We start from the raw sequence: 20,892 nt of genomic DNA on the forward strand, positions 1-20,892 counted from the left end.
ATTAACCCTCCCACCCAATCGCCTGGAACAGACCCATTTTAGGGTGATACCAGCGGGTGCCGCGCGGTTCAGCCTCTGACATCATCTGGCGAAACGCGGCCATGAATGGCTCCAGTTCGACGATGGCTCTGCGTGACAACAGCCCGTCTGGTGTCATAAATTCGTGCGTGTCTGTCGGGATGCGGTAGGCATTGACCAGATTTCGGCACTTGGCGTCACTCATTCCGCTTTTGGCTACCACCTGGCGGTAACCGACATATCCGGCTCGCATGGTGCCGCGCTTGATGTTCTCCACCGCTTCGGTGACCGTTTCGATCTGCTCTTCAACATGATTCAGGCGTTTTTGCTGGCGAACGGCATCGGCGGCCATTGCGGCGATCATTTCGATTTCAGTCAATGGTTGCGGTTGCTGATGACGGAAATAACCACTTACCAACTCGCGTTGTACTTTCCAGGCCAGATCATCGTTAAATGGTTTCGTCAGCATCAGGTAGCCTGATTCGAAGAGGACAATTCCTGATGGCGCAAATTTCGAAAAAACGCCAACTGGAAGGTCCGTACGTATGGTGTCTGCACCTAATTCTTCATAATCCTCACCACGAACAAAGCGGTCTTTGTTGCGATTAAATGCTGCACGAGCGGTTCCTTCCGGTCGCTGGTGGACTTCATCAATCATCGCCAGCGTCACAACGCGCTGACCGCGATATTCGACTGCCGGCAGCTGTTTGTTATTGATCGTTACAGTGTTCATTTTCGTCTTCCTCAGTGCATAACCGGCATGTCAGGCATACCTTCTTTCTGAATCTGTTCAATGAAGCTGTCATGCAGGAGATTGAAACCCTCCCGGCCCATTTTTGAGAGTCGAAGCCCGTTCTCAGCGTCCGTATCTAACATGTCCCGGTACATGCGCAGCGCCATCTGCTGGCCGAGTTCCTGACCGTATTTCTCAATGGCTAACCCTTCCACATAGCTTGCGAGTGCGAACCGCTCTGGCGCGGGATAAACACTGATTGAACCGTTTTGGCCTGAGTAGATAACTGCGGTATCAAACCCTCCAGAATCGTTGGCAACCTCAACCGTGCCGTTCTTTGCCTGCTCCTCGGCAATGAAGACGGCAACCAGCATCCAGCGCCAAATGATGATTTCTTTCTCGATGCCCGGGGTAAACCAGCCGCTTTCAATCGCTTCCATGATGCAAGCCAGCAGATCTAATCCATCCGGAATTCGTTTGTCATAATTACCGTTGTCGAGCTGGCGAACCGCAACGGAATAGCCAATAACGCGGTTACCAAAACGGATGCCGGTTGATGTCGGCTCTGGGTTAAACGTTGAATCAACCATCAATACACTCCTGCTGGTTTGATGGCTTGCAATGCATCCACCTCTTTGACGTAGCGCTCGTGCATTGCGTCCCATTTTTCACACCATTTCTCCATTTCTCGCTTGCGCGCCAGGATACGACGCAGACGGCGAATACAACGCTGGTGGGCGGCCAGATACTCCGCCTTTGTTTCCCCGTCTCGCCATACCTCCATATCATCGCGATCAATACGCACCCGCGGGTGACGCTGCGGAAAACCTGAACGCTCAAAAGCCCCGGTGGTCATGAAGAAAGCCAGATAGCGGATCGCCGTATCTCGCGTGAAGCATTTTTTGATACGACCGTGGCGTACTGCCACGAACAGCGGGCCAACTGGCGTATCGTGCTTCTGTAATGCCAGATCAATTGTGCTTACGGTGCGTTTATCGTTCATTTCCGGTCTCTCCCGTGAATCGTGTTCTGTTTTTTCCGTGGTTATCATGAAATCCATATTTAATTTCTGCGTTTCGTCTTGCCTCGACTGCTTTATTGAAATCCGTGAAAGATCCCAGATATATTTGCTTCGCGTTTATAACAATATTTGCCCACCATTTTTTCTTGTGATGTGACCAGCTCACCCCTGTATGGCCGGATGTGTTGGTTTTAGATAAGCGCGCATTCTTACTATTGTCTTGGTTTGTACATGAACGCAGGTTTTCTATTCTGTTATTAGTGGTGTTCCCATCAATGTGATCGACTACTTCGGGCTCAACACCATTAACCATTTTAAATATCAGGCGATGGGCATAGTAAATGACACCATCTAACCGCACGATACGATATGCTCCTGTTTTTGTTTTAATAAACGCGCCAGCAGGTTTACCTGCAAATCTTGTATTTAATTGTTTTTGTATACTTGATGATGAAAAGTGTTTTAAGGGACGATGTTTCCAAAACAACTCTCCAGTTTTTTGTTCGTAATAAAAGCACTCGTTGAGATAATCTGATTCAGGAATTCGTATCGCTGTCAGTGCCACCAGTTCCCCCCATTTCATTACCCTCCGTTTTCGGAGCCTCCACTTTTTGTTTTTTGATGAACTCAACCAGCTCAGAAATGAGCTCGTCGATTAATTCCTTCCCGCAATCCGTAAGGAATTCACCGCTGCCATTAACATCAACAGCGCTGCTGTAAATTCCCTTGATAGCTTTTACGCCTTCGACATTCCCGTACTCACTGATCGCAAGCCTTTCGAATTTTCTCAATAATCCATCGAGAAGAATCTCTGTTAACTCGACCGTATTAATACCGCCTTTATTGAGCTTAATAACAAGGCAGTTACTGCCTGTTTTACGTTGGTGGCGTAATAACGCTGCCTTTAAAATTCGGCGTCGGTAGGTTTCAATTACGTTTTTTTTCACGACGTTCAAACTCCGAATCCATCCACATTGAAACCTGAGCCGACAAGTCAAGGCAGAGGCCAGACAGAGAAATTATTTGCTCGATATCCATATCAATAATATTGGAGTTAATTAATTCCATTAATTGATACAGGTTATCTGCTGTGTTTTTTGCGGTTTCTAGAGAGCTGTCTTTACTGAGCATATTCAGACCCCGTAAGCTTTGCGCATGAAAAGGTTAGAGATATGGCGGTATTCCTCACCATAGGTCGCGAAGAAAAGCCGTGCTGTTAAATACGCAGATTTATCTTTGATGAATGTCATTTTTAACCTAATCCTGTTTTCAGGTTGCAGGAAGCCACACCAGTGAAGGTGTTATTTGTTTTATTGTTTAGCGTTACTTATTGAATTCGATCTTGTCCGCTTTAGAACTAATAATGCTCTGCATTTCATCCAGTTTTTGGGAGACGAGACTTAAAACCCCAATTGAGTTTGATTCTGTTGGTATATCATCCATTGAATTATAAACGGCAAGCTTACAATCGCCGATATCACAAGCCCAAGAGTTAAGTTGATTAGCTATCGCTGTTAGCGACTCTAATTTTTGTCCCCGTTGACATTCAGCTCCAGCATGGATGCTAAGTTGCTCCACATACTCGTAAGCAGTTTGGCTGGTCTTTAGCATAGAACGAATCAGGCAGGCAATTGTGTTATCGGCTTCCGGTGAAAATTCATTTATGCGGTAAATAACCTCCAGTAACGAAGCATTCTCAGTGATTTCCGCAGCAATATCATTTAGCATTTCGATTGGATTTTTCATTATCGTTTATCCCATTCATTTTTATGGGCCTCGTTTGCATAGTTGCAGACAAACGCGAGAAGAATGTCGCTAATTTCTCTATACTCGTCATCATCAACCGCCGATAACAAACTAGCTGCTTCAACAATCAAGGACATATTCTTGAAGGCATCACAAGGATGGATGGACAACCCCTTAAATGTTTTTATCTTCTGAGACATTTTCTATCACCTCTGAGTTGATTTGATAGAATGATGATAGAGCCTGCTATTGGCCTTTGCAATAGGTATTGCTATTTAAATTGCTATTGATTTTTATGTCATTGATATCAAAAATAAAAAAAATATATTGCTGATGTGTTTGTAACAGCACGGTAGAAATAATTGTCCTTTAGACAGTGATCTACCAATACATGAGATATCGGGAGTTGGAGCATCGAAGCTTGAGAATAAAATGGACTGTGAAAGGGCGAGATACTCGCAGAGAGAAAGAGGGTAGGAGTTCCGATCAGGTAGTCGCCCGCCTGGTTGACTGGTGGTTACTATTGTGGGGGCACATAGAAAACCCGGCGCACTGGCCGGGTTAAGAATCTACTCAGCTTGTTATGCGTAAGTTTTTATTTTCATTTGCATTATTCACCCATGCTTCCTGTAGGTCTGCGGCATGCTGCCGATCACCTTTCCGAAGATGAAAATTTTGTTCATCTCTTCCTTCTCGATTGGGTCCCATGGTAGATAGGTATGGTTGTCAGAGATAACTAAGAGTTTGTCTTTCATCTTTTGTAAGCGCTTAACATGCGATGTGTCATCGTAGATGAACGCGTATATACCGTCGCCGTCGAAATGCTGAACGCTGATATCGACGAAGAGTAAGTCCCCTGGCTCTATGGTGCCAGACATGCTATCACCTCGAACGTTGATGATGCGTATCTGCTCCTGTTTCCGGCCATTAAACATTTGACGAGCATCTTCAACTGAGTATTCCACGGAGCGCAGCACCTCCACGAATTCGCTGTTAATTATGCCCGGGCCAGCACTTACGGTAAGGTCGAGTACGTCAACTCTGAAGATGGCTGGATCTTTTTTGTTATTCATCGGTGGGGGTGGTTGTTGGTCGTCACCCCTCATTGGTCCAGTACCGTTTGATAGCCACTCCGAACGAACACCCAGGGCATTAGCTATTTCAACGATTTTAGTTGTGCCTCTAGCATTTCCAGATGTTATTCGCCATATGGTTGGTTGTGCCATATTCGCCGCTTTGGCTAACTGACCCTGGCTCATGCCCATCTCATGCATTGCGTAGTTAAGTCTGTCAGCTAGCGTCTTAAGTGTTCTCTCTTGCATATTTATAGCCTCCGCTATCACATTCTAGTCAAGCATGATAAACAAGTCTATTGCTCATTCCAATAGCAATTGCTATCATAATTTCGATAGCAACTGAACGGGATTAGCAAAAAAATGAAATCAGCAATTGAAAGAGCTATTGATGCTGCTGGAGGAGTAAATGCTCTAGCTCGCGCTATAGGTGTAAAACAACCCTCTGTCTCTCGCTGGAGAAAGGTTGGTGTTGTTGGGGTGGAACATGTGCCTGATGTTGCGGCCTTTACTGGGATTCCCGCCCATGAACTGAGACCTGACAAACCAAAATTATTCCCTCACCCGGGCAATGAGGTGTGATATGTCGCACTCAATCACTACCGAAAACCAAATTAAGCCATTGGATATCGATTATCGCGATCCGCGCGGTGTGATTGTGCATGTCACCGGCTGGAATCGGGATAAGCAGCAGGTGTATTTCACCAGGCAGAATTATCCGCATGAATGCATGCAGCCTGTCTGGAAGTTCCAACAATATTTTACGAAGGTCTCGGAGGCGCAAAATGCGTGATTACGGAAAGGTGTCTCCTCACTTCTGGATTGGCAGAACAGGCAAAGAGCTGCGTCAGGCTGGGCCAGAGTCTCAGCTTGTGGCGTTGTACCTGCTTACCAGTCCGCACGCCAATATGATCGGTCTTTATTACATGCCCCTTGCGTTCCTGTCTCATGAGACTGGATTAACCTTGGAAGGGGCTAAGAAGGGGCTTAATAGCGCCATTAAAGCCGGGTTTTGTAAGTACGACGAGCATTCAGAGATGGTGTGGGTCATCGAAATGGCAACGCATCAAATCGGCGAGGCGCTGAAACCCGGAGACAAGCGCTGTACTGGAGTACAGAACGAATACAACAAAGTATCGGATAACCTATTTCTTTCAGAGTTTTACGAGAAATATTCCAAACAATTCAATATGACTTTTTCCCGTAGTAGTGAGGTTCAGATCCCGGAGGAAATTGAAGGGGCTTCGAAGGGGCATGCAAGCCAGAAGCAGGAACAGGAGCAGGAGAAAGAACAAGATCAAACTAATTTGTCCGATTCGAATCGGACTGATGGCGATAAACCTGACGAGTCGAAAGGTAAACCTGCACAGGGAAAGCCTGATTCAGAATCAGATGATGCTGAAGGCCCAGATCCAGTCGATGTCGCTTTCGAAAATATTTTTTGGGGGGCAGGTCTGAGGAAGGATGCCAAGGTCAAGGCTAAGTCAGCGTTCAGGACCAAATATCGCGACTGGAAAAAAGCGAACCGAGGTACGCCTGAGAACTTCGCCGTTATGCTGGCTGAAGATATCAGCCTCCGGGTGAAAACACAGCAAATGGGGTTCGACAAACTCCTGCCAGCGTCATACCTGAACGGAGAGCGCTGGAACGATGAAAAACCAAATGGAGCTCCTCAGATATCCGCAAGCGCAAACGCCATCGGTGGGACAGGTGCTTCCTGGTTCGCAAAACCAAGTGACGGTTCGGCTGAGGTATTTATCAGCCAGGCAGCCATTGACCGCATGAAGCGCGGAGCTAACCGCCCATGAAAAGAATCCTCAAACGTCTACTGGTTGCTGGCTATAACCGAGGCTTTTTGCGTGAGGAATTCGTGACTATGTGCTTTATAAAATTCGATTTACGGAGTGTGTGATGACCCCTGCTGAGTTATCTGAAAAATTGTGGGACAACGCCGAAAGAGTTGCGAAATACCTGCTTCCACGAGGACACCTCGAGGGCAAGGAGTGGTGCGCTGGTAATACCAATGGTGATGCCGGTAAGAGCCTGAAAATTAATCTCGGTGGTAAGAAGACTTGGGCAGATTTTGCAAGCGGCGACAGCGGAGACCTGCTTGATCTTTGGGTGCTGGTGCGTAACTGCCAGCTGCACGACGCTATGCGGGAAGCGAAAGAGTTCCTTGGGCTGAAGGACGACGATAACCACTTCGAGGCGAAGAAAAAAACCTTCTCACGGCCAACCAAAAAAGGCGTTAAAAAGGCGAGCCATTGCTACGACTACCTCTCTTCCCGTGGCATCACCCGAGAGACAGCTGATCAATTCCGTGTTTCGGACGCAGTCGTCTGGTACCACGATGAAAACCGCGAAATTCCGGCAGTGGCGTTTCCGTATCTTCGCAACGGTGAGCTTTTGCAGGTAAAGCGAATCGGCACTGAACGACCAAATGGCAAAAAGTTGATCATGGCTGAAGCTGATTGCGAGCCATGTCTGTTTGGCTGGCAGGCTATGGACGCGAAAGCTCGCGCTGTTGTGCTTTGCGAAGGAGAGATTGACTGTATGACCTACTCGCAATTCGGTATCAGTGCTCTATCGGTACCGTTCGGCGGTGGAAAAGGGGCCAAACAGCAATGGATCGAATACGAGTATCACAACCTCGACCGATTCGAAGAAATTTGGTTAAGCCTCGATAACGATGATGTAGGGCGCGAAGCCGCAAAAGAAATTGCTCGTCGTCTAGGGGAGCATCGTTGCCGCCTGGTAGAGCTGCCGCACAAAGATATCAATGAATGCCTGACCTCCGGGATGAGCGAGGATGAAATCTGGCACTACTTGGGGACCGCTAAATTCTTTGACCCTGATGAACTCTGCTCTGCGGGTGATCTCCTTCAGGAAACACTGGATGCGTTCGAGCATCGAGACGTTGGATTATTTTCCAGCCCGTGGGATTCGCTGAACAGTAATTTCAAATTCCGCGCCGGCGAGCTGACGCTGGTTAACGGAGTAAACGGCCACGGAAAAACCGAGCTGGTGGGACATATCGCCGTCAATGCCATGAGCCAGGGAGTCCGGGTATGCATTGCCTCGCTGGAGCTTAAGCCTGGGAAAATGTTGGCTCGTCTTACCCGGCAAACCATTTGTAGAAAAAACCCAGAACGTACTGAAATCATCATGACTAACGAGTGGTTTTCTGATCGTCTTTGGGTGTTCAAACTCACCGGAACAGCCAAGGCCGATCGCCTGCTGGAAATATTTGCCTATGCCAGACGCCGCTATGGAATCGATCTTTTCGTTATCGACAACTTGGCAAAATGTGGACTCGATGAGGAGGACTACGGTGGACAAAAAGAATTTATCGATACCCTCTGCGACTTTAAAAACGAGCACAACTGCCATGTTCTGCTGGTAACGCATGCCAGAAAAACAAACGAAGCTGCACCAACAGGGAAAATGGATGTTAAAGGCACTGGCGCTTTAACTGACATGCCCGACAACGTTATGGCCGTCTGGCGTAATATCCCGCGCGAACTGGCGCAGCGCAAAGCTGAAAGAATGGGGTATGAGAGCCTTGATAAGGACGAACAGACTGCTATCCAAATGCCCGCTTCGATGATCCGCCTGTTGAAACAACGTGAAGGGGAAGGCTGGATCGGAGACATAGGGGCTAACTTTGATTCCCGCTCACACCAGTTTATCGAGGGTGATAAAGGGCCCTTCAATTATTTGGCCGGCAAACAGCAAAGTGAAATTGATATTGAGTGGGAAGCCACCAACGCAACGAGGTATTAAAATGGATCGTCTAATTAGAGAAATGTCGTATCTCTTTACCAAGCAGCGTTTTTTGGAGCTTCAGGAAACGGCAAAAGACATCGCAATCGGTCATAGTGATTTCCCTGAGTGTTTCGGTCTTATTGCTGACGCCATCGCTGAATTTGTTGAAGACACTCCTGATGATGAGTGGCGAGAGCATGAAAAAATCCTTATGCACTACGTTGCTATGCGTGTTCTGACGCTGTGGGGTAACGGCGATAAAATGACTGATGTCCAGTGGGCGCACCCTGGCTGGTTTGGCACTGCTGAAAAGGGGGAAACCATTCAATGAAGTTGGAAACATCACTCAAACATTTCAGCCCTCAGGGTATGCATATTAGTGACAAAGAACAGGAAAGAGAAACCGCAATGCGTGATATGTACGAGGTTATGGATCGTTGGGGGGCCTGGGCTGCCTCAGATCACAACGGAGTGGACTGGCAGCCAATTGCCGCTGGATTCAAAGGGCTCCTGCCGCACGGTAAGAAATCACGGCCTCAGTGTAACGATGATGAGGGGATCATGATTGATGGATGCGTTGCGAGGTTGAAAAAATTCAAACCTAATGAATGTGAACTTCTGATTGCTCATTTCGTTATCGGAATCTCATTGAGAGCAATTGCGAAAAAAAGAAAAGTCTCCGATGGTACTATTAGGAAAGAACTACAAACTGCAATGGGGTTTATTGATGGCTGCATTTGTATGTTAAGCTGAGTATCAGGCAGCACTAGCTGCCTGATTTATCATTAAGTTCTTTCTTCTCTGTGTAAAGCTTTTTCAATTTCAAAGGTATGAACGTAGACTGAATAAATGAGAAGCAAGTTAAGAATGATATTGCATGGGTTATCACGCTTATTGATAATGATAACGCCAAACCTGTGTGGCTTTTATCTTTTGAGAGTAAGTAATATATGAAAATTAGTGCTAATGTTAAAAGATACAACAAAAACAAACTGTAATATCTATTGAATCTAATTAAGAATCTATTTGTTTGATATGTGCGCTCAACTTCAGTTAGTCCAAGTGAAACGGAAGAATTATCGCCTGACAGTGTGATGACTAACAATAAAAAGCCAGTCAATATTGAGAATATATTGGCAACCAAGTTGAGTGCGTCAGTGTTATTAGTAAGAGTTTCAGTAAAGAAATAAGAAAAAAATAAAGAGGCGAGCATGTTTAACGCTGTGATAGCAATTGCATTTATATCAAGGTTTCTCATTATCTCAAGCCTCTTAAAAATCTCATTAAAACTCGTTTTTTACAAAATCGCTTAAAATTTCTTCCGCATATTTTGACAGGATCGACTTTGCCCCATAGGGAATAGTGTAGTATACCTGTGTAAGCCTTAAGCTGTCACTGGTTATTTTTTCGCTTTTTTTTGTTTCAAAGTAAAAGTCACTATCTAAATCACTTATCCAAGGGGTTGGATTATTTTCAATAGATTTAGCGAGTTGTGGATTTCCTTTATGATCAATAGTTAGATGACCTGAAATTCCTGTCTGTTTTACAGCTGGTTCATTTTGGATTAATGATTTTAAAAAGCCAGGTTGTTTATTAAAATCAGAGCTCATTACTTCCAGATTTACATGGACCGCTTTTAATCCGTCTGATTGCAATTTCGCAACTGTATCCTGGCGGAGGATGCATGTTGGAATAATGTCTATCTTAAAATGACCAAATAATTTACTGGTCTTAACCTCTGGCCAATTAGTCGATATTAACATTAGTGATGCTATTTTGTTCCCTTTAATCATGTAGAAAGCATGCAGGTTGTCATGGTTTTTGACTGGAAAAAGATCTTTATCTTTAGGATTGATAGGTGAGACTGAGACCTGCTCATTAGGGTTGTATGAAGTAAAGTGAATAAAATGTGTATTATTTATAGTTTTGAGTTCTTTGCATTTGATGTGCTTGGTAGCTGAATATTGAATGATGGTGCCCGCAGCTAAACTTTTACTAGCTGCGATCTGCTTATATAAGTTGTTGTTATTATTTGAGTTTACTTTAAATGCCCTAACCGTAACCTTGCGGGTTAGGTTGGCTTGCTTTTGTTTTGAGAAGTTCATCGCTTTTCCTTAAGGTTAGAGTTTAGGCGAGCATACTTTAAAAAACTAACGCGTACGCAAAATGTATAGTATTCTGCTATGAGTTGTCACTACGCACTGACACATAACATTCGAAACCTCGCCAGCCGGCGGGGTTTTTTTATGGTCGCAATTCCTGCTTTATCCTCGCGCCATTGGTCTCGTCGCTAATGGATGGCGGTAAGTTGGAATTATCCGCGAGGTCAGGCCAACAATCATAAGCCTCGGCATCCTGCCGGGGCTTTTCTTTTTCAGGCTCCCGGAACCCCATCACTCGTTTTGTTGTTAATTCATCCGGAGGGCCTGTTCCCTTACCAAATAGCACCCGCATCGCAGCGAGGTGAGAGAAATGTCCCGTATGAGCAAACTTGTCACCGGAGTCGCCCTCGGCACCTCAGGAGGGACCATCCTGAACGGCGTCCTCACAAAACTGAGCCCTGACGAATGGAGCGCCATCGGCGTACTGGCTGGCATTGCCGGGATAATCGTTACTGGGCTCATTAACTGGTATTTCAAACGTAAAGTCGCCAATGCGCAGGTTAAGGCGCTGGAGAAATACGGCCCGGCGGTGAAAGTTGGAGATGAATGATATGCCAATGACCAGTAGCCTGCGTAACAAACTCATCGCCGCTGCTGGTGGTGGTGCAATGCTGATTGCCTCGCTGTTTCTCGGTGGGAAGGATGGCGTAGAAGGGCGTAAATATGAAGCCTATAAAGACGTCGCCGGGGTGTGGACTGTCTGCGACGGCCATACAGGCCGGGATGTTGTCCTAGGGAAAAAGTATACCGATCGTGAGTGTGATCAGCTGTTATGGAAAGACCTACAGCCAGCCAAGCGTACGGTAGATAATCTGGTCAAGGTACAGCTGGGCGAATATCAGCGCGCTGCACTTTACAGCTTTGTCTTTAACGTTGGTTCTGATGCGTTCTCGAAGTCCACGCTGCTGCGCAAGCTGAACAAAGGTGATCACGACGGAGCGTGTGAAGAGATGCGGCGCTGGGTTTACGCTGGTGGCATGAAATGGAAAGGTCTCCAGAACCGGCGCGAGATGGAGCGCAGCATGTGCCTGGCGGAGAGCAAACATGACCTCTAAAGCCTGGCTGATAATCGGCATCGAGCTGATTTTATCCCTGCTCGTTATTCACGTTCTACTCGGTCAGGTAATTGAAGAGACGAAGCGAGCCGACACCGCCGAGCAAAACCTGAAACTGGCAACTGCCACCATCACCGACATGCAAACCCGTCAGCGTGATGTCGCTGCACTGGATGCCAAATACACAAAGGAGTTAGCTGATGCGCAAGCTGAGAATGCTGCTCTGCAGCGCAAGCTTGATAATGGTGGCCGGGTGCTCGTCAAAGGCAAGTGTCCAGTGCCAGCCACAACCGAGACCAGCACCACCGGCATGGGCCATGATGCCGCCGTCGAACTCTCTGACGTTGCTGGACGAAACGTTCTCGGTATCCGATCCGGAATCAAGCAAGACCAGTCAGCCCTGAAGGTGCTGCAGGAGTACATCACCACTCAGTGCCTGAAATAGAACCTCATCCCTGAGGCTCTGACACAGTCTCTCCTCTGGACTTTAAACGTAGCAAACTCGTTTAGTCTCGCAACGACAGGTGTTTACTGAGCGTCTGTGGTATAAAATATCCTCCTAATTTAAAGGGGGTTTTCATGTTTCAAGTAATTTGCTCTTGGCCTTGGTCAACTATATGGGGGGCGGTATCTGCAATATTTACAGCTGCAACTGCGGGCGTAGCATGGTGGGTAATGCGTGTTTGGCGCCAACAGGAGGCTTTAAAAGCTAAAATGGCTCTTAAAATGGCAGTGGCTGAATATTCAAATGCATTATCACAGCTACCTGTAAACCTTGCCTCTCCGCAAATCCGTATCGAAAAAAGGCCTGAAGTAAGAGATCTAAGAATTAAATTAAATGCCGTTATGAATTCATTTCTTGTATGTGAACACATGCTGGATAGATATCCACGTGTAGTCAGTTGCTGCCGTTCTTTGCCTGAGACCCACAAAGAATATGTTATGGGAAGGGATAACAATATCCAGGCGAAATACATTTGCCACCTTCTTCTTTCGCAACCATTTGTTTTTAAATAAAACGTGATTATCAGGCACTACAAGATAAATAGATTGGCTTATCAATAGCTAAAACCACCTTAAACGTTAATTTTCCATTACGCTGACAGCCCCAATATATCCTCTTATCCTTACGGGTGATAAATATTAACTATCCTCTATAGGGGATAAAATGATCTTTGCAGTAGCGTAACTCCTCTTTGCGCATCGCACGCGCACATCAAAGAAAGTCTTTCAGCTGTGAGCCTGGGCAAACCGTTAACTTTCGGCGGCTTTGCCGTGCGACAGGCTCACGTCTAAAAGGAAATAAATCATGGGTCAGAAAATTATTACGTTGTCCGGCGCGGCGACGGATGTTCTGTATGCGCTGTTTTTCCGTGGCGCGCTTCAGTCTGGTGACCTGCCAGCTAAATCTGGTGCTGCTGAGCTTCGGGAGCTGGGATTCGCTGAGACACGCCATACCGCGACGGAGTATCAAAAGGAAAATTATTTCACCTTCCTGACCGCTGAAGGGCAGGAGTTTGCCATTAAGCACCTGGCAGATACGCGTTTTGGTGTTCCTGCTGGTGGTTACATTGGTGGCTCTGTAAATATTCAGTCTGGCCGTATTGAGACTGACCCTCGAAAAGGCTATGCCATCAATGTTGGCATCGGCCCAGAAATTAAGACCAGCGTGAAGCTATCTCCAGAGATGGAAAAAGCGATTTCTGATGCGGTGTCAGCGGAACTGAAAAAGAATCTTCAGCCCGGTGGCACCATCTGGGATTGCTTACGACGTGGATTCTGACGGGAGGTTTTATGCAGGTCACTATTGATGGTGTCCCATACGCTCCCGCCAGCGTCGTTTCATCACGGATCGGCATTGCCATTTCGACGCATCAGCGCGCAGACGTTTTAAAGCTAGCACTCGAACAGCACATGAAGCATCTTCCCGCCGGTGCGCTGGTGGTGGTAGTCGATGATGGTTCAAAACCTGCAGCGGTAGTTCCCCACGGCGTGCAGCTGCTTCGCCATGAAACATCACTCGGCATTGTTGCTTCGAAGAACGCCAGCCTGTCAGCGCTGATGGATGCCGGGTGCGAGCATCTTTTTTTATGGGATGATGACGCCTGGCCTATTGCTGGTAACTGGCACATCCCTTACATCGAATCACCTGAGCCGCACCTGGCTTACCAGTTTCTGGATCTGGCCGGGCGCAATAAGCTGCACGACATGGCGGAGCTGTACCGTGATGATAAGCATATGGCTTACACCGGGCAGCGCGGCGTGATGCTTTATTACCATCGCAGCGCCATTGAGAAGGTGGGAGGATTCGATCCGGTTTATGGTCGCGGCATGTACGAGCACAGCGACCTCGCCTTGCGCATCCATAACGCAGGACTGACTACGTGGGCTTACGCTGATGTCGTCGGCTCAGAAAAGCTGATTCATTCTCTTGATGAGCATGAGGCCGTAGAGCGTTCGGTACCGAAACCAGACCGGCAGGCGCTGGTGGAACGTAACGTTAAAATCCACAACGAACGGCGTGATGCCGGGTTTACCGGTTACGCGGAGTACCGGCGGCAGCGCGACGTGGTTATCACAACGCTGCTCACCAGTCAGCCTGACCCGCAGCGCGGCACCAGACTGAAGCCAGAGCAGGCGCTTATTGCGAAATGGGCCGCATCTGTCAAAGGCGGCGAAGCGGTCATTCTCGCTGACGAATTTGAATATTCTCCACCGGGCCAGCTTACGGTGCGTGTGCCTGCGGTCGATATGAACGTGTATTTCCGACGCTGGCTGCATATCTGGCAATACCTGCGTGATAACCCCCAGTACCGCTTTGTCTGGTGCACGGATGGTACTGATGTCGAAATGCTCCGCGAACCATGGTCAGAAATGGAGCCAGGCAAAATTTACGTTGGCTCTGAGCCAAAGACATATGCAGACACCTGGGCAAAACAGAATCATCCGGAGCGTATCTATCAGGAGTTCATCGAAGCGCACCGCAACGATGTGATGCTTAATGCTGGTTTGCTGGGTGGTACCCGCGCTGATGTTATGGCGTTCGCTCACGGCATCATCCGTCTTTACTACCGGATTGAGAGTTATCGTTTCTGGAAGAAAGAACAGGCTGGCGCCGCGGTGGGGGATATGATCGCTTTCGGCATTGTCGCGCAGTCATTTGGCGATCGAGTTGTCACCGGCCCGCGCATCCACACAGTGTTTAAGTCTGATGGTATCGGTAAGGAGTTTGCTTGGTGGAAGCACAAATAAGTGACCAGAAATTAATGAACGATATAAGTCAGCAACAAGGTTTTGATCTGGCAAAACTGAAAAAGATAAATTGTTTTAGTTTTAGCCAGCCAAAACCCAAGCTGATTATCCATCCTAATCATGTTCAGGAAGAGTCTGAGAGTGACGTGAGTGAAAAATAACGTTTCTCATGACTTGTCTGGCGGCCTGTAGATCTAAGTTGTCAACTGCAACCTTAATATGTTCATTGATGTTCATCATTGCGTTGCAATAGCCAGGGCGGGTTGGTATTGAAGTTTTAACTTCGATACCATTTGAAACCAGTGAACCTATAGCTTCTAGCACATTCTCATGAGTGAGGTTATTCATGTTTTCAGAACGCAATGGCTGAAATACAAAACCTGTTTCGTCTTGTTTGATTAGTATTTTTGAACGGTCTGGGCGCATGTCATCACGAAGGAAAGGCATCACCCGCCAGCCGCAATACCATGTCCGACAAACATCAGGCCTTTGATCATAGATACTGCAGCCTGTTTGGTTAGATAGGTAAGGGCAGCGTACATCTGCTTTCTTTGTTAACGCTGGGTTTTCAATCCGCAAGTTTATGCAGCAAACATTGCACTCATTGCACTGCCGATCTGCAACTAAGTAATCACTTAACGACATCTTGGCCTCATTAGTGTGATAGGAAAGTCTCAAGCTTTGTTTGCCCATACTTTATAGATGGGTAATGTTCATTCATATCCTGACAAATGATCAGTAGCCGCCATCGTGCGGCTTTTTTATTGGAGATTTGCTGGTGGCTGAAGACATAAAGTTTGTGGTGGTCGGCCATCACACCCGCTTAAGTAATGCACAACGTCTTGCTGCGCTGCTGGATGCCCATCTGCTTATTGATGACGGTAACCAAGGTGCGAACTGGAATCATCGCCGCGCGCTTGAGTGGGCAGCAGAACAAACCTGCCGGGTAGTGGTGTTGGAAGACGACGCGCTGCTGGTTGAGGGATTCACCGAGAAGGTAATGGACTGGCTAGCGCGCTTTCCTGACGACATGCTGAGCTTTTATCTCGGTACCGGCCGACCGCCGCAGTATCAAAAAGAGATTGCCGGAATGCTGGTGGATGCGGATCGCGTCTGTGGTGACCACATCGTATTAAGCAAACTGATTCACGGCGTATGTTACAGCCCTCCTCAGGGCAGGCTGGCGCGCATGCTCAGCACATGGAACAAAACGCTGGCAGCTGATTACGCCGTCGGTGAGGCATTCGGTGGCCGGGTGATTTATCCGTGTTACTCGCTGGTGGATCACGCTGACCTCCCGACGGTTGAGCGTCACCCTGACAACGAGCCGAGGACGGAACGGCGGCGCGCATGGAGACTGGCATGAACAAAGAGCCCCGCGTATATGGCAGCCGATGGGATAAGGCCCGTCTGCGTTTCCTGCAGCAGCACCCACTATGTGTGATGTGCGAGCAGCAGGGGCGAATAACCCCAGCAACGGTGGTTGACCATATCGAACCCCACAAACTCAAAGATGCTCTTAAGTCAGGTAACCCGCTGGCCATATCGAAAGCACAGCACCTGTTCTGGAGTAAAGAGAACTGGCAGCCACTGTGCAAAGCGCATCATGACTCAACGAAACAGAGAATGGAGAAGAGCGGCGCGGTAATAGGCTGTGATGCCAACGGCTACCCGCTCGATCCTGCGTCTCACTGGAGCACGTAATGAAAGACCTCAGCATTGAATACCGCAATGGAAAATTCGTTCGCCTGGTGATTGATGGCGTGGAGATGAAGGACGTGACATCCATTCAGTTCTCGCACGCTGTAGGGCAGGAGGTGCCGACAGTGACCGTCTCAGGGCATGTTGTCTCCGGGCACGGGAAAGGCGATCAGAAACTCGAACAGGTAGACAAACATTCGGCATAGCGCGGCGTCGGCAAGTCGATTACATGTCATGTGAAATCATTTCAAATGCAACGATATCAAATGAGAATGAATCGCATCAGTGCAGGGGGGGGATCAAATCTTCAAAACCTTTGCTCCAAATGACCGCCGCCAAAGTTTGATTTTAACGCTAACCCGATTTTTTTAGTTTTAAGGTGTTGACATATGGCAGATAAACGAACCCGTTCCGACAGTTCGGCGGCAGCGGTTCAGGCCATGAAAAATGCAGCAGTGGACACCATCGATCCTCCGTCCCATGCAGGTTTGGAAAAAAAAGCCGAACCATTCTGGCATGACAATATCAGATCGAAAGCTCTGGACAGCTGGACGCCAGCCGACCTTCTGGCCGCTGCAGCACTGGCAAATAACCAGCTCTATCTCACCGTTTTACGCAGAGATTTGCGAAAAGAAGAACGCGCGCGCGGTGAAGCGAGAAATGAGGCGCTGATTAAAAACCTCCGCAAACAAATTCCTGATTTGCAGCGAACTATCCTGGCTCAGCGCCGTGACCTGCAGATCCATTCCCACGCAACCAACGGTGAAAGCCGCGACCAGAAGAAACGCAATCAGAATGATCGTGATGCACGAAACACCAAAACCGAGCATCAGGACCAGGACGACAACCTGATCGCCTTTCCCAAGCACGGATAAAAGACTATGACGCGAGGTGAGCGTGTAATAGCGTTCATTGAGCGCTTTTGCATCGTGCCGGAAGGCAAGCTTATCGGCCAGCCTATGCGGTTGGACCCCTTTCAGAAAGATTTCATCCTGGCGGTTTACGACAATCCAGCCGGAACGGATATGGCGATCCTCAGCATCGCCCGAAAAAACGGTAAAACAGGCTTAATCGCTGGAATCCTGCTGGCTCACCTGGTGGGGCCTGAAGCGGTCCAGAACACGCAGATTGTCAGCGGTGCACTTAGCCGGGAACAGGCTGCCATCGTTTTTAACCTCGCGGTGAAGATGGTCAACCTGAACCCTAAGTTGCAGGAGATTGTGCACATTACGCCGAGCGGTAAAAAGCTGATCGGCCTGCCGTGTAACGTCGAATACAAGGCTTTATCCGCAGAAGGCAAGACGACGCACGGCCTTTCCCCCATTCTGGCCATTCTCGATGAAACCGGGCAGGTCAGGGGGCCGCAGGATGATTTTATCGATGCAATAACTACCGCGCAGGGGGCGCATGAGAACCCGCTGCTGGTTGTTATCAGTACGCAGGCAGCAAATGACGCCGACCTGCTGAGCATCTGGATTGATGATGCAGTCAAATCGAAAGACCCGCACATCGTGTGCCACGTTTATGAAGCGCCAAAAGACGCTGATATCAGTAAACGCGAGTCCTGGCTGGCCGCGAACCCGGCGCTGGGCACATTCAGGTCAGAAAAAGACATGGCGCGCCAGGCTGAGAAAGCTGGCCGAATGCCAAGCTTCGAAAATACCTTCCGAAACCTCAACCTCAATCAGCGAGTGTCTACCGTATCGCCGTTTATCTCCCGCAGCGTGTGGGAGCTTTGCGGAGAGATGCCGATTAACACCCCGAGGAAGTGGTACGCGGGGCTAGATCTGTCAGCCAGGAACGACTTAACGGCGCTGGTTATAGCTGGTGAAGCAGATGATGGTGTCTGGGATGTTTTCCCCTTCTTCTGGACACCGCAAAAGACTCTTGAAGAGCGAACCAAAACGGACCGCGCACCCTATGACGTTTGGGTTAGAGAGGGGCTGCTGCGCACCACGCCAGGCGCTTCAGTGGATTACTCATTCGTCGTTGCGGATATCGCTGAAATTATCGGTGATTTCGACCTTACCTCGATGGCTTTTGACCGCTGGCGCATTGACCAGTTCAGGAAGGATGCCGATGCCATTGGGCTGAGCCTCCCGCTGGTCGAGTTCGGACAGGGTTTTAAGGATATGGGGCCAGCTGTAGACACGCTGGAGTCTCTGATGCTTAACGGGCGGGTGAGGCATGGCATGCACCCCGTATTAACGATGTGTGCTGTGAATGCGGTGGTGGTGAAAGATGCTGCTGGCAACCGCAAGCTCGATAAGTCCAAAGCAACAGGCCGTATTGATGGCATGGTCGCAATGACAATGTCCGTTGGTGCTGCTAATGGGGAAGTTACCGAACAGGGTGGTGACTTCGATGACTTCATTTTCCGACCGCTGAGCATGTGATGGAAGAACCTAAATACACGATTGACCTGCGCACCAATAACGGCTGGTGGGCAAGGCTGCAGTCCTGGTTTGTCGGCGGGCGTTTAGTCACCCCAAATCAGGGCTCACAGACGGGGCCTGTTTCGGCCCACGGACACCTGGGCGATTCATCCATTAACGATGAACGGATACTGCAAATTTCGACGGTTTGGCGCTGCGTGAGCCTGATTTCAACGCTCACGGCATGCTTACCGCTTGATGTCTTCGAAACAGACCAGAATGACAACCGCAAAAAAGTGGGTTTGAGCAATCCGCTGGCGCGACTGCTGCGCTACTCCCCTAATCAGTACATGACCGCCCAGGAATTCAGGGAGGCCATGACGATGCAGCTCTGTTTCTATGGTAACGCGTATGCACTGGTGGACCGCAACAGCGCGGGTGACGTGATCAGCCTTCTTCCGCTTCAGTCTGCCAATATGGATGTGAAACTCGTCGGAAAAAAAGTGGTTTATCGCTATCAACGCGACAGCGAATACGCCGACTTTTCGCAGAGAGAGATTTTTCACCTTAAAGGCTTCGGATTCACCGGGCTGGTCGGCCTGTCACCCATTGCTTTTGCCTGTAAATCGGCAGGTGTGGCAGTTGCGATGGAGGACCAGCAGCGAGATTTCTTTGCCAATGGCGCCAAGTCTCCGCAAATCCTCTCAACCGGCGAAAAAGTGCTAACTGAACAGCAGCGCTCGCAGGTCGAAGAGAACTTCAAAGAGATCGCCGGCGGTCCGGTTAAAAAACGCCTCTGGATTCTGGAAGCGGGCTTTTCCACATCGGCAATTGGCGTAACGCCGCAGGATGCCGAAATGATGGCGTCCCGAAAATTTCAGGTAAGTGAACTGGCGCGATTCTTTGGCGTACCGCCTCACCTTGTCGGCGACGTCGAGAAATCAACGAGCTGGGGATCGGGCATCGAGCAGCAGAATCTCGGCTTCCTGCAGTACACCCTGCAGCCCTATATCTCCCGGTGGGAAAACAGCATTCAGCGGTGGCTTATTCCTGCTAAGGATGTTGGCCGCATTCATGCTGAGCACAACCTCGACGGCCTGCTGAGGGGCGATTCGGCATCCCGCGCTGCCTTTATGAAGGCAATGGGAGAGGCAGGGCTACGCACCATCAACGAGATGCGACGAACGGACAACCTCCCGCCATTGCCGGGTGGCGATGTGGCAATGCGCCAGTCGCAATACGTGCCGATCACCGATTTAGGAACCAACAAAGAGCCCCGTAATCACGGGGCTTAATTTTTATGGGGGCCGTAATGCCTGAGATCGTAAAAACGCTGTCCTTCGACGAGACAGAAATCAAATTCACCGGTGACGGTAAACAGGGGATTTTTGAAGGCTACGCCTCTGTTTTTAATAACACCGATTCCGATGGCGACATCATTCTGCCCGGGGCGTTTAAAAACGCACTGGCGAACCAGACCCGCAAAGTGGCGATGTTTTTCAACCACAAGACGTGGGAGCTGCCGGTTGGTAAATGGGACAACCTGGCAGAAGACCAAAAAGGACTGTATGTGCGCGGTCAACTTACCCCAGGGCACAGCGGCGCCGCCGACCTGAAAGCGGCAATGCAGCACGGTACGGTTGAAGGTATGTCGGTTGGCTTTTCCGTTGCGAAAGATGACTACACCATCATTCCAACAGGCCGCATTTTTAAGAATATCCAGGCTCTGCGCGAAATCAGCGTCTGCACTTTCCCCGCCAACGAACAGGCTGGCATCGCAGCCATGAAAAGTGTCGACGGCATTGAAACAATTCGTGATGTGGAGAACTGGCTGAGGGATTCAGTCGGGCTCACCAAATCACAGGCAGTTGGGCTAATAGCCCGGTTTAAGTCAGCGATTCGGAGCGAGTCCGAGGGCGACGGAAACGAAGTACAAATCAACGCTCTGCTTCAGAGCATTAAATCTTTCCCTTCTAATTTAGGTAATTAAT

General features: G+C 48.7%; 30 protein-coding genes. 19 read left to right on the forward strand and 11 right to left on the reverse strand.

Annotated features, from left to right (window positions below; all coding sequences use genetic code 11):
• Position 1: 1 nt before the first annotated feature.
• From ACQG2Q_RS08305 to ACQG2Q_RS08345, 9 genes are all read right to left on the reverse strand, one after another.
• On the reverse strand, positions 2–751 hold the full coding sequence (locus tag ACQG2Q_RS08305; protein ID WP_045898569.1) for an ORF6N domain-containing protein: 750 nt from the start codon (positions 749–751) through the stop codon (positions 2–4).
• 11 nt (positions 752–762) lie between these two features.
• Positions 763–1,341 carry a hypothetical protein gene (locus tag ACQG2Q_RS08310; RefSeq protein WP_045898571.1) on the reverse strand — a complete coding sequence of 193 codons (579 nt, stop codon included), beginning with the start codon at positions 1,339–1,341 and terminating at the stop codon, positions 763–765.
• On the reverse strand, positions 1,341–1,754 hold the full coding sequence (locus tag ACQG2Q_RS08315; protein ID WP_121528183.1) for a hypothetical protein: 414 nt from the start codon (positions 1,752–1,754) through the stop codon (positions 1,341–1,343). The genes ACQG2Q_RS08310 and ACQG2Q_RS08315 overlap by 1 nt, the downstream gene beginning before the upstream one ends.
• Positions 1,744–2,337, reverse strand: coding sequence for an HNH endonuclease (locus ACQG2Q_RS08320; RefSeq protein WP_071886803.1), 594 nt, complete (start codon positions 2,335–2,337; stop codon positions 1,744–1,746). Before ACQG2Q_RS08320 ends, ACQG2Q_RS08315 begins: the two co-directional genes overlap by 11 nt.
• Positions 2,309–2,719, reverse strand: a complete 411-nt coding sequence (locus ACQG2Q_RS08325; protein WP_426759101.1) for a hypothetical protein — start codon at positions 2,717–2,719, stop codon at positions 2,309–2,311. Before ACQG2Q_RS08325 ends, ACQG2Q_RS08320 begins: the two co-directional genes overlap by 29 nt.
• On the reverse strand, positions 2,700–2,903 hold the full coding sequence (locus ACQG2Q_RS08330; protein WP_426759102.1) for a hypothetical protein: 204 nt from the start codon (positions 2,901–2,903) through the stop codon (positions 2,700–2,702). Before ACQG2Q_RS08330 ends, ACQG2Q_RS08325 begins: the two co-directional genes overlap by 20 nt.
• A gap of 192 nt (positions 2,904–3,095) precedes the next feature.
• Positions 3,096–3,518: a hypothetical protein gene (locus tag ACQG2Q_RS08335; RefSeq protein ID WP_426759103.1), complete on the reverse strand. Its 423-nt coding sequence runs from the start codon at positions 3,516–3,518 to the stop codon at positions 3,096–3,098.
• Positions 3,518–3,718: a hypothetical protein gene (locus ACQG2Q_RS08340; RefSeq protein WP_017384395.1), complete on the reverse strand. Its 201-nt coding sequence runs from the start codon at positions 3,716–3,718 to the stop codon at positions 3,518–3,520. The genes ACQG2Q_RS08335 and ACQG2Q_RS08340 overlap by 1 nt, the downstream gene beginning before the upstream one ends.
• 414 nt (positions 3,719–4,132) lie before the next feature.
• Entirely contained in the window at positions 4,133–4,840 is a 708-nt protein-coding gene (locus ACQG2Q_RS08345; RefSeq protein WP_017384394.1) for an XRE family transcriptional regulator, read from the reverse strand.
• Between the two features lie 114 nt (positions 4,841–4,954).
• On the opposite strand from ACQG2Q_RS08345, the gene ACQG2Q_RS08350 reads away from it, so the two are divergent.
• From ACQG2Q_RS08350 to ACQG2Q_RS08375, 6 genes are all read left to right on the forward strand, one after another.
• Positions 4,955–5,173 (forward strand): transcriptional regulator, encoded by a 219-nt coding sequence (locus ACQG2Q_RS08350; RefSeq protein ID WP_032645228.1) that lies wholly within the window; start codon positions 4,955–4,957, stop codon positions 5,171–5,173.
• A gap of 1 nt (position 5,174) precedes the next feature.
• Positions 5,175–5,384 carry a DUF4222 domain-containing protein gene (locus ACQG2Q_RS08355; protein ID WP_023306765.1) on the forward strand — a complete coding sequence of 70 codons (210 nt, stop codon included), beginning with the start codon at positions 5,175–5,177 and terminating at the stop codon, positions 5,382–5,384.
• Entirely contained in the window at positions 5,377–6,399 is a 1,023-nt protein-coding gene (locus ACQG2Q_RS08360; RefSeq protein WP_426759104.1) for a hypothetical protein, read from the forward strand. The genes ACQG2Q_RS08355 and ACQG2Q_RS08360 overlap by 8 nt, the downstream gene beginning before the upstream one ends.
• Positions 6,400–6,502: 103 nt before the next feature.
• Positions 6,503–8,374, forward strand: a complete 1,872-nt coding sequence (locus tag ACQG2Q_RS08365; RefSeq protein ID WP_086581426.1) for an AAA family ATPase — start codon at positions 6,503–6,505, stop codon at positions 8,372–8,374.
• Position 8,375: 1 nt separating this feature from the next.
• The gene (locus ACQG2Q_RS08370) at positions 8,376–8,687 is read left to right on the forward strand and encodes a hypothetical protein (protein ID WP_045619504.1); all 312 of its coding nucleotides are present in this window, start codon (positions 8,376–8,378) and stop codon (positions 8,685–8,687) included.
• A 77-nt stretch (positions 8,688–8,764) separates the two neighbouring features.
• Positions 8,765–9,109, forward strand: a complete 345-nt coding sequence (locus ACQG2Q_RS08375) for an antiterminator Q family protein (RefSeq protein WP_048209709.1) — start codon at positions 8,765–8,767, stop codon at positions 9,107–9,109.
• 530 nt (positions 9,110–9,639) lie between these two features.
• Here ACQG2Q_RS08375 and ACQG2Q_RS08380 read toward each other — a convergent pair.
• A complete protein-coding gene (locus ACQG2Q_RS08380; protein WP_048209458.1) occupies positions 9,640–10,461 on the reverse strand; it encodes a hypothetical protein in 822 nt (273 codons plus the stop codon).
• A gap of 376 nt (positions 10,462–10,837) precedes the next feature.
• Here ACQG2Q_RS08380 and ACQG2Q_RS08385 point away from each other — a divergent pair, with 376 nt between their 5' ends.
• The 6 genes from ACQG2Q_RS08385 to ACQG2Q_RS08410 all read left to right on the forward strand — a co-directional run bounded on the left by ACQG2Q_RS08385 (position 10,838) and on the right by ACQG2Q_RS08410 (position 14,825).
• On the forward strand, positions 10,838–11,068 hold the full coding sequence (locus ACQG2Q_RS08385; protein WP_164540866.1) for a class II holin family protein: 231 nt from the start codon (positions 10,838–10,840) through the stop codon (positions 11,066–11,068).
• 1 nt (position 11,069) lies between these two features.
• Positions 11,070–11,573: a lysozyme gene (locus tag ACQG2Q_RS08390; protein WP_150325236.1), complete on the forward strand. Its 504-nt coding sequence runs from the start codon at positions 11,070–11,072 to the stop codon at positions 11,571–11,573.
• Positions 11,563–12,018: a lysis protein gene (locus ACQG2Q_RS08395; protein ID WP_150325235.1), complete on the forward strand. Its 456-nt coding sequence runs from the start codon at positions 11,563–11,565 to the stop codon at positions 12,016–12,018. The genes ACQG2Q_RS08390 and ACQG2Q_RS08395 overlap by 11 nt, the downstream gene beginning before the upstream one ends.
• Before the next feature lie 134 nt (positions 12,019–12,152).
• Positions 12,153–12,590, forward strand: coding sequence for a hypothetical protein (locus ACQG2Q_RS08400; RefSeq protein WP_223866346.1), 438 nt, complete (start codon positions 12,153–12,155; stop codon positions 12,588–12,590).
• Between the two features lie 292 nt (positions 12,591–12,882).
• Positions 12,883–13,356, forward strand: coding sequence for a hypothetical protein (locus ACQG2Q_RS08405; protein WP_426759105.1), 474 nt, complete (start codon positions 12,883–12,885; stop codon positions 13,354–13,356).
• 11 nt (positions 13,357–13,367) lie between these two features.
• Positions 13,368–14,825 (forward strand): glycosyltransferase family 2 protein, encoded by a 1,458-nt coding sequence (locus tag ACQG2Q_RS08410; protein WP_426759106.1) that lies wholly within the window; start codon positions 13,368–13,370, stop codon positions 14,823–14,825.
• A gap of 114 nt (positions 14,826–14,939) precedes the next feature.
• On the opposite strand, the gene ACQG2Q_RS08415 is transcribed toward ACQG2Q_RS08410, so the two are convergent.
• A complete protein-coding gene (locus tag ACQG2Q_RS08415) occupies positions 14,940–15,470 on the reverse strand; it encodes a YkgJ family cysteine cluster protein (protein ID WP_126525340.1) in 531 nt (176 codons plus the stop codon).
• Between the two features lie 133 nt (positions 15,471–15,603).
• Between ACQG2Q_RS08415 and ACQG2Q_RS08420 the strand changes: the two genes are divergently transcribed.
• The 7 genes from ACQG2Q_RS08420 to ACQG2Q_RS08450 all read left to right on the forward strand — a co-directional run bounded on the left by ACQG2Q_RS08420 (position 15,604) and on the right by ACQG2Q_RS08450 (position 20,891).
• A complete protein-coding gene (locus tag ACQG2Q_RS08420; RefSeq protein WP_424677784.1) occupies positions 15,604–16,191 on the forward strand; it encodes a hypothetical protein in 588 nt (195 codons plus the stop codon).
• The gene (locus tag ACQG2Q_RS08425; RefSeq protein WP_042863315.1) at positions 16,188–16,529 is read left to right on the forward strand and encodes an HNH endonuclease signature motif containing protein; all 342 of its coding nucleotides are present in this window, start codon (positions 16,188–16,190) and stop codon (positions 16,527–16,529) included. The genes ACQG2Q_RS08420 and ACQG2Q_RS08425 overlap by 4 nt, the downstream gene beginning before the upstream one ends.
• A complete protein-coding gene (locus ACQG2Q_RS08430; RefSeq protein ID WP_103786971.1) occupies positions 16,529–16,732 on the forward strand; it encodes a hypothetical protein in 204 nt (67 codons plus the stop codon). Before ACQG2Q_RS08425 ends, ACQG2Q_RS08430 begins: the two co-directional genes overlap by 1 nt.
• 183 nt (positions 16,733–16,915) lie before the next feature.
• On the forward strand, positions 16,916–17,401 hold the full coding sequence (locus tag ACQG2Q_RS08435; protein WP_426759107.1) for a terminase: 486 nt from the start codon (positions 16,916–16,918) through the stop codon (positions 17,399–17,401).
• Positions 17,402–17,407: 6 nt separating this feature from the next.
• The gene (locus ACQG2Q_RS08440) at positions 17,408–18,922 is read left to right on the forward strand and encodes a terminase large subunit (RefSeq protein WP_060578665.1); all 1,515 of its coding nucleotides are present in this window, start codon (positions 17,408–17,410) and stop codon (positions 18,920–18,922) included.
• The gene (locus tag ACQG2Q_RS08445; protein ID WP_045626366.1) at positions 18,922–20,196 is read left to right on the forward strand and encodes a phage portal protein; all 1,275 of its coding nucleotides are present in this window, start codon (positions 18,922–18,924) and stop codon (positions 20,194–20,196) included. The genes ACQG2Q_RS08440 and ACQG2Q_RS08445 overlap by 1 nt, the downstream gene beginning before the upstream one ends.
• A gap of 17 nt (positions 20,197–20,213) precedes the next feature.
• Positions 20,214–20,891 (forward strand): HK97 family phage prohead protease, encoded by a 678-nt coding sequence (locus tag ACQG2Q_RS08450; RefSeq protein ID WP_426759108.1) that lies wholly within the window; start codon positions 20,214–20,216, stop codon positions 20,889–20,891.
• The last annotated feature ends 1 nt before the right edge of the window (position 20,892 follow it).

It is taken from the genome of Enterobacter cloacae complex sp. 370H10 (genome assembly GCF_050031535.1).
In the GTDB taxonomy this organism is placed as follows: Bacteria; Pseudomonadota; Gammaproteobacteria; order Enterobacterales; family Enterobacteriaceae; genus Enterobacter; species Enterobacter intestinihominis.